This window comes from Caulobacter sp. (assembly GCF_035254145.1).
GTDB lineage: Bacteria > Pseudomonadota > Alphaproteobacteria > Caulobacterales > Caulobacteraceae > Caulobacter.
The window spans coordinates 1-11,053 of record NZ_DATFAV010000059.1 but is presented as its reverse complement, the minus strand read 5'-3'; the positions used below and the strand labels follow the sequence as shown (position 1 = coordinate 11,053).

The 11,053-nt window shown below is 68.4% G+C and carries 11 protein-coding genes; 5 read left to right on the top strand and 6 right to left on the bottom strand.

Annotated elements, in window-relative coordinates:
* The first annotated feature begins 212 nt into the window (after positions 1-212).
* The gene (locus VJ655_RS03225) at positions 213-1,409 is read left to right on the top strand and encodes a class I SAM-dependent methyltransferase (protein ID WP_324098191.1); all 1,197 of its coding nucleotides are present in this window, start codon (positions 213-215) and stop codon (positions 1,407-1,409) included.
* Positions 1,410-1,490: 81 nt separating this feature from the next.
* Here VJ655_RS03225 and pyrF read toward each other — a convergent pair whose 3' ends face one another.
* Positions 1,491-2,192, bottom strand: a complete 702-nt coding sequence (gene pyrF, locus VJ655_RS03220; RefSeq protein ID WP_324098189.1) for an orotidine-5'-phosphate decarboxylase — start codon at positions 2,190-2,192, stop codon at positions 1,491-1,493.
* A gap of 85 nt (positions 2,193-2,277) precedes the next feature.
* Between pyrF and VJ655_RS03215 the strand changes: the two genes are divergently transcribed.
* Positions 2,278-2,973 (top strand): MarC family protein, encoded by a 696-nt coding sequence (locus VJ655_RS03215; RefSeq protein ID WP_324098187.1) that lies wholly within the window; start codon positions 2,278-2,280, stop codon positions 2,971-2,973.
* Between the two features lie 36 nt (positions 2,974-3,009).
* Positions 3,010-4,275, top strand: coding sequence for a UbiH/UbiF/VisC/COQ6 family ubiquinone biosynthesis hydroxylase (locus tag VJ655_RS03210; protein WP_324098193.1), 1,266 nt, complete (start codon positions 3,010-3,012; stop codon positions 4,273-4,275).
* 116 nt (positions 4,276-4,391) lie between these two features.
* Here the strand turns inward: VJ655_RS03210 and VJ655_RS03205 are convergent, their stop codons facing one another.
* From VJ655_RS03205 to VJ655_RS03190, 4 genes are all read right to left on the bottom strand, one after another.
* Positions 4,392-4,589 carry a Trm112 family protein gene (locus tag VJ655_RS03205; RefSeq protein WP_291874613.1) on the bottom strand — a complete coding sequence of 66 codons (198 nt, stop codon included), beginning with the start codon at positions 4,587-4,589 and terminating at the stop codon, positions 4,392-4,394.
* Between the two features lie 9 nt (positions 4,590-4,598).
* A complete protein-coding gene (locus VJ655_RS03200; RefSeq protein ID WP_324098183.1) occupies positions 4,599-5,279 on the bottom strand; it encodes an LON peptidase substrate-binding domain-containing protein in 681 nt (226 codons plus the stop codon).
* Between the two features lie 15 nt (positions 5,280-5,294).
* The gene (locus tag VJ655_RS03195; RefSeq protein WP_324098181.1) at positions 5,295-6,200 is read right to left on the bottom strand and encodes a co-chaperone YbbN; all 906 of its coding nucleotides are present in this window, start codon (positions 6,198-6,200) and stop codon (positions 5,295-5,297) included.
* 84 nt (positions 6,201-6,284) lie between these two features.
* Positions 6,285-6,791, bottom strand: a complete 507-nt coding sequence (locus tag VJ655_RS03190) for a prolyl-tRNA synthetase associated domain-containing protein (RefSeq protein WP_324098179.1) — start codon at positions 6,789-6,791, stop codon at positions 6,285-6,287.
* Positions 6,792-6,869: 78 nt separating this feature from the next.
* On the opposite strand from VJ655_RS03190, the gene VJ655_RS03185 reads away from it, so the two are divergent.
* A complete protein-coding gene (locus VJ655_RS03185; protein ID WP_324098177.1) occupies positions 6,870-7,616 on the top strand; it encodes a DUF6065 family protein in 747 nt (248 codons plus the stop codon).
* 254 nt (positions 7,617-7,870) lie between these two features.
* Here VJ655_RS03185 and glmM read toward each other — a convergent pair whose 3' ends face one another.
* Positions 7,871-9,217: a phosphoglucosamine mutase gene (gene glmM / locus VJ655_RS03175; protein ID WP_324098175.1), complete on the bottom strand. Its 1,347-nt coding sequence runs from the start codon at positions 9,215-9,217 to the stop codon at positions 7,871-7,873.
* Between the two features lie 154 nt (positions 9,218-9,371).
* Here glmM and glmS point away from each other — a divergent pair.
* A partial coding sequence (gene glmS, locus VJ655_RS03170) for a glutamine--fructose-6-phosphate transaminase (isomerizing) (RefSeq protein ID WP_324098173.1) occupies positions 9,372-11,053 on the top strand: 1,682 nt, incomplete at its 3' end.

Here is an 11,053-nt window from a genome sequence, read left to right as displayed (position 1 = left end):
GCCGCACGGTCGAGGCGACCGGCAAGCCGTTCCGCATCCGCATGGCCGCCAGCTTCGAGTTTTCACCGGGCGGCGACAAGATCGTCTGCGAACGCCCCTATTACGACCAGTTCGCGGTGCTGCGGGCGCTGGAGCTGGCCTAGCCGGCGCGGGCTATATGGGCGCCGGCTCCTTCGGCTCGCCTGTCTCGAGGCGTTCCGTTATGAGGCGATATGGATAAGGTCACCGCGCGCGTCGCCGCCCAGTACACCGCCTACGTTTATCCGGAGGCGTTCAGCGATCTCGATGTCAGGGTCGAGGCCGGCCACGTCGATTTTGGCGATCCCAGCTATTTCGGACCGATGTTCTGGCCCGAGGGACGCACGACGGCGCCGAAGATCCTGGTCGCGGGCTGCGGGACGGTTCAGGCTTCCGTGATCGCCTACCGGAACCCCGATTCCCAGGTCGTGGGCGTGGATATCTCCGACGCCAGTCTCGGTCACCAGCGCTTCCTGCGCGAACGGTTTGGCCTGACCAATCTGGAGCTCTATCAAGGCGACCTGCGCGACGTCGGCAAGCTGCAGGAGACGTTCGATCTGGTCGTGTCGACGGGCGTACTGCATCACATGGCCGACCCGCTCGAAGGGTTGGCGGCCCTGAAGACGGTGCTCGCCCCCGACGGAGCGATGTTCATCATGGTCTATGGCGCCGTCGGCCGGATGGGCGTCTATCTGATGCAGGATGTCTTTCGACGAATGGGCCTGACCCAAAGCGCCGACGATGTCGCCTTTGCGCGCTATGTCCTCGGCGTGCTGCCGCCGGAGCATCCGGTCCAAGCTTTCAACCAGCGCGCGCTGGATCTTGGCTACGACGCGGGCGTCGTTGACACCTTCTTGCACCCGCAGGACCGCGCCTACACCGTGCCACAGGTTCTGGAGTGGATCGAGAGCGCCGGCCTGGCCTTTCAATCGTGGATGGAGCCCGCCAATTACGAACCCCACGCCTATCTGCCGCAACCCTTGATCGATCGGATCGCGCCGTTGCCAGACCAGGAACGCTGGGCGGCGGTCGAAGGCGTCCTCGGCGCTTCGATCAAGCACGCCTTCGTCCTGCGCCATCCGGAGCGGGCGCATCGCCTGCCGTTCGACGGCGATGAGATCTTCGCCTATCGGCCGCGCCGTTATCCCGATGCGATGCTGGAGCAGCGTGAAGGCCAGTTCGTGATGGTGCGGAACGGCGTCGCCTTCCTGGTCAACGAGACCGAGGCGGCCGTGTTCTCCTGGTGCGATGGCGCGCGCACCATGGGCGACATGGTTGGCGATCCTATCTTCGCCGGCTTCGACGTCGCGGCCCGCCGGGTCTTCCTGAGAGAATGCCTGCGCCGGATGTGGCGGCTTGGCGTGATGATGTTCCAGAGGGATGAGGGATGAAGGGCCGCTGCGGATAGCGGAGCGCGACCCCTCACCCGGCCCTTCGGGCCCCCTCTCCCGCAAGGGGAGAGGGAGCCAAGATCAGACCCCCGCGATCTCCGCGATCACCTTCAGCGCCGCCTCGCGCGGGTCGTTGGCCGCCGTGATCGGACGGCCGCAGACCAGGTGGCTGGCGCCGGCGCGGATGGCGGCTTCGGGGGTGGCGGCGCGGGCCTGGTCGTTCTTGGCCGACCAGAAGGGGCGCACGCCCGGGGTGACGATCAGAAAGTCTGGGCGTCCGGCCGCCTTGGCGATCTCACGGGCCAAGGCGGCCTCGTGCGGCGAGGAAACGATGCCGTCGACGCCGCAGTCCACGGCCTGGCGCACCCGACGCTCGACCAGGTCGCGGGCGCCGAACGCGTAGCCCATCTCGATCAGGTCGGCGTCGGTCAGGCTGGTCAGCACCGTGACGGCCAGGATCTTCAGGGACGAGTCGCCGCGCGCCTGGACCGCCGCCTTCATCACCTGCGGCTCGGCGTGGACGGTCAGCAGGTCGCAGCCGCTCCGGGCCAGCACGCGGGCCGAGCGCTCGACGGTCGCGCCGATGTCGTGCAGCTTCCAGTCGAGGAAGATCTGCTTGCCGCTCGTCTTCAGCTCGCGCGCCAGGGTCATGCCGTCGCTGGCCAAGAGCTCCAGCCCGATCTTGTAGAAGCTGACCGAGTCGCCCAGGCGCTCGACCATGTCGCGCGCCTCCTCGACGGTGGGCAGGTCGAGCGGCACGATCAGGCGCGGGTCGGCGGTCATGTCGGGTCCTCAAGGGGTTGGCGCGCGCGGGCGTTCCTCCTAGGAAGGACAAGCTTGGGCGCGATCTGAAAGGTAGGGACGTCGAATGACCGAGGCCAAACTCGCCGTCAACTTCTTCGTCGCCCTGTTCGCCCTGATCGACCCGATCGGCAACGTGCCGCTGTTCGCCGCCGCCACCCTGGGCGCGGCCGCGGCGGGGCGGCGGATGGTGGCCGTCTACATCGGCCTGTTCATGACCGCCTTCCTGATCTTCTTCTATTTCACGGGCGTGGGCCTCTTGGCCTTCTTCGGCATTTCGATGCAGGCTTTCCGCATCGCCGGCGGCATCATCCTGTTCATTCTCGGTCTCGACATGGTGCGTGACGACTTCACCACCATGTTCGCCGACGCCGCCGAGGGGCTGGAGGACCAGTCGCCGCGGGCCTACGCCAAGATGCGGTTCGAGCGGCTGATCGTGCCGTTCGCCATGCCGCTGCTGATCGGGCCGGGCGCGATCTCGACCGTGATCATCTACGCGGCCGAGGCCAAGCTCCTGGGCCTGGCGGGAGCGGGCATCGGGGTGGCGGTGATCGCCGCCGTCTCGGCGGTGGTCGTGGCCGCCTTCTGGGCCGCGCCGCTTATCAGCCGGGCGTTGGGCCGCATCGGCATGAGCATCGTGGTGCGGGTCCTGGGCCTGATCCTCTGCGCCCTGGCGGTGCAGTTCGTGCTGGTCGGGGTCGGCGACGCCACGCGCGGCATCGTTCGCGCCGACGCCAAGGCCCCTTACGCGGAAAAGAAGTAGCCGCGCGTCTGGACAGGCTCGCGCCAAGGAGCCCATATCCCCGCCATGCGCGCTCCCGCTCACGACGCTGATGTGATCATCGCCGGCGCCGGCATGGCCGGCGCCACCCTGGCTCTCGCCCTGAAGTCCGGCGGCCTCAAGCCCCTGCTGGTCGATCCCCAGCCTTTCGACGCCCAGCTGGCGCCGACCTTCGACGGGCGCAGCTCGGCCATCGCCTATTCCTCGTTCCGCCAGTGGCGGGCGATCGGGGCGGGCGAGGCGCTGGAGCCGCACGCCCAGCGCATCGAGCAGATCCTGGTCACCGACGGCCGCACGCCCGGCGCGGCGGCGCGCAAGCCCTCGGCCTCGTTCCTGCGCTTCGATTCCAGCGAGATCTCCGGCCGCATCGAGGGCGAGCCGCTGGGCTATCTGGTCGAGAACCGCCAGATCCGCGCGGCGCTGTCCAAGGCGGTGATCGACAAGGACATCCCGGTAATCGCCCCGATGGCCGCGAAGAACCTGGAGGTGACGCCGGGGGCGGCGCGCCTGATCCTGTCCGACGGCCGGGTCCTGACCGCGCCGCTGGCGGTCAGCGCCGAGGGACGTGGCTCGGTCCTGCGCCAGGCGGCGGGCATCGGCCACATCGGTTGGGGCTATGGCCAGAGCGGCGTGGTCTGCACCGTCAAGCTGGAGCGCCCGCACGAGGGCGTGGCCCACGAATATTTCCTGCCCAGCGGCCCGTTCGCCATCCTGCCGCTGACCGAGAACCGCGCCAGCCTGGTCTGGACCGAAAGCACCGCGCGCGGCGAGGCCCTGCGACACGGCTCGCCCGAGATGTTCCATGCCCATCTGATGCGCCGCTTCGGTGACTTCTTGGGCCAGGTCGAGGTGGTCGGGCCGACCTTCGTCTATCCGCTGTCGCTGCTGCTGGCCGAACGGATGACCGCCCCGCGCCTGGCCTTGATCGGCGACGCCGCCCACGGGGTGCATCCGATCGCCGGCCAGGGGCTGAACCTGGGCCTCAAGGACGCCGCCGCGCTGGCCGAGGTGCTGGTCGAGGCGGTGCGCAACGGCGAGGACATCGGCGCCGAGGCGGTGCTGGAACGCTACGCTCGCTGGCGGCGGTTCGACACCGTGACCAACGCCCTGGCCTTTGACGCCTTCGTGCGGATCTTCTCCAACGACAACCCGCTGCTGCGCGTGGCGCGCGGGGCGGGCCTGGCGGTGGTCAACCGCATCGCTCCGGCGCGGCGGTTCTTCATGCACGAAGCCGGCGGCGGGGTGGGGGATCTGCCCAAGCTGCTGCGGGGGCAGGCGCTGTAGAAATCCTCTCCCCGTGGGAGAGGTGTCGGCGCAGCCGACGGAGAGGGGAATGGCCGGTTTGGCAGGACTTCCCCCTCCGGTCGCTTCGCGACCACCTCCCCCGCTAGGGGGAGGATTTAGGCGTCCAGTTCCCGCGCCTCTTCCGGCAGCATGATCGGCACGCCGTCGCGGATGGGATAGGCCAGCTTGGCCGAGCGGCTGATCAGTTCGCCCTTGGCGCGGTCGTATTCCAGCGGGCCGCGGGTCACGGGGCACACCAGCACTTCCAGCAGGCGCGGATCGACATCGACGGGGGGAGGGGCGGCTTGGGTCATGGCGTCTGTCTACTGAATCGAAGTGGGTTCGTCATCGTCGCTTCCGGCCGCGTCGATCTCCAATAACGCCGTAAGGGTCGCCTTGCGCTCGAAGATGGTCTCGGCCTCCAGCAGGGCCTGCTTCTCCATCGGGTCGAACGGCAGGGCCATGGCGAGGCTGTTGATCAAGGCGTCCGACGGTGCGCTTTCGGCGTCGCCCCAGTCGATCGCCAGGCCCCGGTGGTCGAGATAGCGGCGCAGGGCTGACAGCAACCGGTCGATGTCGGCGGCCGTGCGCACGCCCGTCCCGTCCTCGCGCAGGTCCGGCTCGTAGGGGCTGAAGTCGGCGCGCACCTGGCGATAGGGCGTGCGAACCGGCAGTTCCTCGCCCGCGCGGAAACGGCAGACGCCGGTCAGGGTGATCAGGTAGCGGCCGTCGCTGGTCTCGGCGAAGCTGGTCACGCGGCCGGCGCAGCCAACCGGAGCCAGGGGCGGGCGCTGTGGGTCGGCGCCCTTGCTCGCCGACGACGGCCGGGTCTGGATCATGCCGATGATCCGTTCGCCCGACATGGCGTCGTCCAGCATGTTGAGATAGCGCGGCTCGAAGATGTTCAGCGGCAGCTGGCCGCCGGGCAGCAGCAGCGCGCCGTCCAGCGGGAACACCGGAACCACCAACGGAAGATCGCCAATCTTTCGGTAGGCCACCGGCATGGTCTCTCCGTGCTCCTAGCTGAAGAGGATCGACGACAGTCGCCGGCGGCCCTGCTTGGCGACCTCGGAGGTCGGGCCGGCGGCCTCGAACACCGTCAGCAGCTGCTTGCGCGCCGCTTCGTCGTTCCAGGCGCGGTCGCGGGCGATGATGGTCAACAGATGGTCGGCCGCGTCCTGCAGACGTCCGGCTCCGGCCAGGGCCTTGGCCAGCTCCAGCCGGGCCTCGTGGTCGTCGGGATCGGCGGCCAGGCGCCTTTCGAAGGCGGCGGTTTCGGACGGGGCGGCCTCGGCGAGGGCCAGGGCCGCGCGGGCCGCGTCGAGGTCAGGGTCCTTGGCGTCGGCCGGCGCCATGGCCACCACCTCGGCCGCGCCTTCCAGGTCGCCGCCGATCAGATAGGCCCGGGCCATGCCGCCCAGGGCCTTGATGTTGGCCGGGTCGGTCTGCAGCGCCTGGGCGAAGGCCTGGGCCGCGCCGCCGATGTCGCCGATCTCCAGGGATTCCTTGCCCAGGGCGATCAGGTCGTCGATGGCGCTGGGGCCGGCGGGACCGGCCAGTTTCTCGACGAAGGCCTTGACCTGGCTCTCGGGCAGGGCGCCCTGAAAGGCGTCCACCGGGCGGCCGTCGACGAAGGCGTAGACGGTCGGGATCGACTGCACCCGCAGCTGGCCGGCGAAGCCCGGATTGGCGTCCACGTCGATCTTGACCAGCTTCACCGCGCCCTTGGCCGCCGTGACGACCTTTTCCAGGGCGGGCGTCAGCTGGCGGCACGGACCGCACCAGGTCGCCCAGAAGTCGACGATAACGGGCTGGGTCTTCGACGCCTCGATCACGTCGGCCATGAAGCTGGCGTCCGTGCCATCCTTGATGTGTTCGCTCTTGCCCGCGGCGGGGGCGGCGGGCTTTTCGCCGATCAGGGACATCGGGTCTCTCGTCTACTCGAGGGCAGGAACGCGTCAGCCGCCAAGATGGTCCCTGGCGGGCGTCTTCGCAACGCTCTGTTCCGGTCAGGCGACGACTTCCATCGCCCCGAAGTCGACGATCATGGGCTCCACCCCGAGCGCGGCCAGGAACTTGCGGAAGTCGGCCTGGGACACCGCGGTGGTGGCGTCGTTGCCCAGCGGGTGGAAGTTGACCGGGTCGCTGTCGGCCAGCGCCTTGTCCAGCACGAAGCGCACCCGCCGGTCGGTGTCGTTGATCAGGCCGAAGGCGGTGACCGAGCCCGGCGTCACGCCCAGGGTCTCGACCATCATCGCCTCGGGGCCGAACGACAGCCGGGCCGAGCCGATCACGGAGTGCAGCCGTTTCAGGTCGATGGTCGTCTCGCCCAGGGCCGAGATCAGCCACAGCTGGCCCTTGGCGTCCTTCAGGAAGAGATTTTTGGTGTGGCCGCCGGGCAGGGCCTTCTTGATCTCCAGCCCTTCCTCGACGCGGAACACCGGCGGGTGGTCTAGGGTGCGTTGTTGAATTCCATGGGCCTCGAAAAAGGCGAACAGGTCAGCTCTGGTCTTCATGAGGCTCTACTAGACGGCCCGAGGGCCGCAGGGCTAGACCTGGATGAACAGGGCAGGAAAACCAAGCAAAGGACCGGCATGGAACTGGAGTGCTATCCCACCGAGAACCGTCCGCCGGAAATCGTGCCGGGCCGGCCGCAGCGCGCCTGGATGGACCGCTTCGCCGAGCGTCATCCCTATCGCTGCCTGCCGCTGACCATGGCCAACACCACCGGTTGGGACATCATCTGCCCGGTCGGCTTCTCGATGACCTGGGACGGTGGGGCGCACCAGGAGTGCATCAAGTTCCAGCCCGACCACCCCTATCCGGGCTTTACCGACTTCGTGAAGTCGCACTTCACCCGCGGGGTGGTGACCTTCCACACCGGCTATCTGTTCCGTACGCCGCCCGGTTGGTCGCTGATGGCCATGGGGCCGCCCAATCACATCAAGGACGGCATCCAGCCGCTCGCGGGCGTGATCGAGACCGACTGGCTGCCTTTCCCCTTCACGATGAACTGGATGTTCACCCGCCCTGGCACGGTGCGGTTCGAGAAGGGCGAGACCTTCTGCTTCATCATGCTCATCCAAGACAAGCCGATGGAGGCGTTCCAGCCGGTGATCCGCTCGATGAACTCCAACCCCGAGCTGCGTCGTCAGTACGACGTCTGGGCCGAGAAGCGCACCGAGTTCAACAACCTGATCTTCAAGCGCGACCCGGAGGCGACCAAGGAGGCCTGGCAGCGCTTCTACTTCAAGGGCGAGTACCCCGAGGAGATCAAGGCCGAGGCCCCCAGCCACCACGTCAACAAGCGCCGGATGAAGTCGCCGAAGCTGGGGGTTTAGGGAAGCGGGGGCGCGGCTTGAGCGCGCGCCGAAAGGGTCGCTTCGACCCTTTGCGGACGTCTTCCCTCTCCCCTTGCGGGAGAGGGTGGGCCGCGAAGCGGGTCGGGTGAGGGTGCGCACCGCCCTATCGGAGAGGCCTTTCGACCCCTCATCCGTCACCCCGGATCAAGTCCGGAGCGACACCTTCTCCCGCAAGGGGAGAAGGAAGCCAAGGTCCGCGCCCCCCAAGCGGACAGTCTGGACGTCCGCGCCCCCTAAACCGCCTTCACCGCCCCGACGATCGACTTGACGACCTTCTTGACCAGGGCCGGATCATCCCCCTCGGCCATGATGCGGATCAGGGGTTCGGTGCCGGAGGCGCGGACGACGATGCGGCCCGAGCCGTTCAGCTGGGCCTCGCCGTCGGCGATAGCCTCTTTGACGGTCTTGGCCTCCAGCGGCTTGCCGCCCGTGAAGCGCACGTTCTCAAGGATCTGCGGCGCGGGCTCGAACTGGCGGCTGAGCGCGCTCATCGGCTGGCCGCTCTCGACCATCACGGCCAGCACCTGCAGGGCGGCGATCAGGCCGTCTCCCGTGGTCGAGAAGTCCGACAGGATCAGGTGGCCCGACTGCTCGCCGCCGACATTGAAGCCGCCCTCGCGCATGCGCTGCATGACATAGCGATCGCCGACGGCGGTGCGCTCCAGCGTCAGGCCCAGGCCCTTGAGGTGGCGTTCGAGGCCAAGGTTCGACATCACCGTGGCCACGACGCCGCCGCCCTTCAGCGCTCCGGCCTTGGCGAAGGCGCCGGCGATGATCGCCATGATCTGGTCGCCGTCGACCACCACGCCCTTCTCGTCGCAGATCACCAGCCGGTCGGCGTCGCCGTCGAGCGCGATGCCGATGTCGGCGCGGTACTCGCGAACCATCTTGGCCATGGCCTCGGGGTGGGTCGAGCCGCACTCCTCGTTGATGTTCGTGCCGTCCGGATCGACGCCCAGCGAGATCACCTCCGCGCCCAGCTCGTAGAGGGCGGTGGGGGCGACGCGATAGGCCGCGCCGTTGGCGCAGTCGATGACGATGCGCAGGCCCGAGAGATTGCGATGACGCGGGAAGGTCGCCTTGACGATCTCGACATAGCGCGCCTGGGCGTCGTCGATCCGCTTGACCCGGCCCAGTTCGCGCGGGGCGGCCAGGCCTTCCTGCAGGCCCTGGTCCATCAGGGCCTCGATGCCCAGCTCCTGCTCGTCCGACAGCTTGTAACCGTCGGGGCCGAACAGCTTGATGCCGTTGTCGGCGAAGTCGTTGTGCGAGGCCGAGATCATGATGCCCAGATCGGCGCGCATCGAGCGGGTCATCATGGCCACGGCCGGCGTCGGCAGCGGGCCGAACAGGCGCACGTCCAGGCCCACGCTGGTCAGGCCCGCGACCAGGGCCGGCTCGATCATGTAGCCCGACAGGCGCGTATCCTTGCCGATCACCACCAGGTGGCGGCGCTCGTCCTGGGAGCGGAACAGCTTGCCGGCCGCCAGACCGACGCGCAGGGCGACCTCGGCGGTCATCGGATGCTTGTTGGCCTGGCCCCGGATGCCGTCGGTGCCGAAATAGGCGCGCTTGCTCATGATCGTCTTGTCGTCTCTTGGAAGATCGGACCGCGAAACGATCCGAAATGCAGATTTATGAGAGGCGGCCCCGAGCGGATGCTAAAGGCCAGCTTCGAAAATTGTCGCGCTTACGCATAATCCCGTCGGCGCGTTCTACAAGGGATCATGGCCCATGTGCGGCATTATCGGCATCGTCGGCAAGGCGCCCGTCGCCGACCGTCTGATCGAGAGCCTTAAGCGCCTCGAATACCGGGGCTATGACTCGGCCGGCCTCGCGGGCTTCGTGGACGGCCCCAACGGGGAAAAGAAGGTCGAGCGCCGCCGGGCCCAGGGCAAGATCAAGGCGCTGGAGGCCGTGCTGGCCGAACAGCCGCTGAACGCCCTGACCGGCATCGGCCACACCCGCTGGGCCACACACGGCGCGCCCAACGTCAAGAACGCCCACCCTCACACCGCCGGCCGGGTCACCCTGGTTCACAACGGCATCATCGAGAACTTCGCCGAGCTGAAGGCCGAGCTGGCCGCGGCCGGCCGCACGTTCCAGAGCGACACCGACACCGAGGTGATCGCCCATCTGATCGACGCGGAACTGGCCACGGGCCTGACCCCGCTGGAGGCCTTCAAGACCACGCTGGACCGCCTGACCGGCGCCTACGCGCTGGCCGTGCTGATCGAGGGCGAGGACAGCCTGATCCTGGGCGCGCGCCGCGGCAGTCCGCTGGTGGTCGGCGAGGGCCAGGGCGAGATGTTCCTGGGCTCGGACGCCCTGGCCGTCGGCCCGTTCACCAACCGGGTGATCTATCTGGAGGAGGGCGACTACGTGGCCCTCGACCATACCAGCCATCGGATCTTCGACGCCTCGGGCGCGGCCGTGACGCGGCCGGTGCGGGTGGTCCCGACCTCGGCGGTGATGCTGGAAAAGGGCAACTACCGCCACTTCATGGAGAAGGAGATCCACGACCAGCCGGAGGGCTGCCAGCGGACGATCTCGGCCTATGTGGACACCCTCGCCTCCAAGGCCGCCGTCCCGGGCGACGTCGATTTCGCCGCGCTGGATCGCATCCAGATCGTCGCCTGCGGCACCTCGTACATCGCCGGCGTGGTCGGCAAGTACCTGATCGAGCAGCTGGCCGACCTGCCCGTCGATGTCGAGATCGCCTCGGAGTTCCGTTATCGCACGCCGGCCCTGCGGCCAGGCTCGCTGGTCATCGCCATGTCGCAGTCGGGCGAGACGGCCGACACCCTGGCGGCCCTGCGCTACTGCAAGGCCCGGGGCATGAAGAGCGCGGTGGTGGTCAACGCCCAGGAATCGACCATGGCCCGCGAGGTCGACGTCGTCTGGCCGATCCACTGCGGCCCGGAAATCGGCGTGGCCTCGACCAAGGCCTTCACCGCCCAGGTCAGCGTGATGATCGCCCTGGCCATCGCCGCCGCCAAGGCGCGCGGGACGATCGCCGAGGCCGAGGAGCAGCGCCTGGTGAAGGTGCTGCTGGAAGCGCCGCGCCTGATCGCCGAGGCCATCGGCCTGGAAGACGCCATCAAGGACATCGCCGCCGACGTCGCCAAGGCCCGCGACGTGCTCTACCTCGGTCGCGGCCCGATGTCGGCCCTGGCGCTCGAAGGCGCGCTGAAGCTCAAGGAGATCAGCTACATCCACGCCGAGGGCTACGCCGCCGGCGAGCTGAAGCACGGACCGATCGCCCTGGTCGACGACCAGACCCCGATCGTCATCCTGGCGCCCTACGACAGCTATTTCGAGAAGTCGGCCTCGAACATGAGCGAGGTGATGGCGCGCGGCGGCCAGGTGATCTTCATCACCGACACCGAGGGCGTGAAGCACGCCCCGGCCGGCGC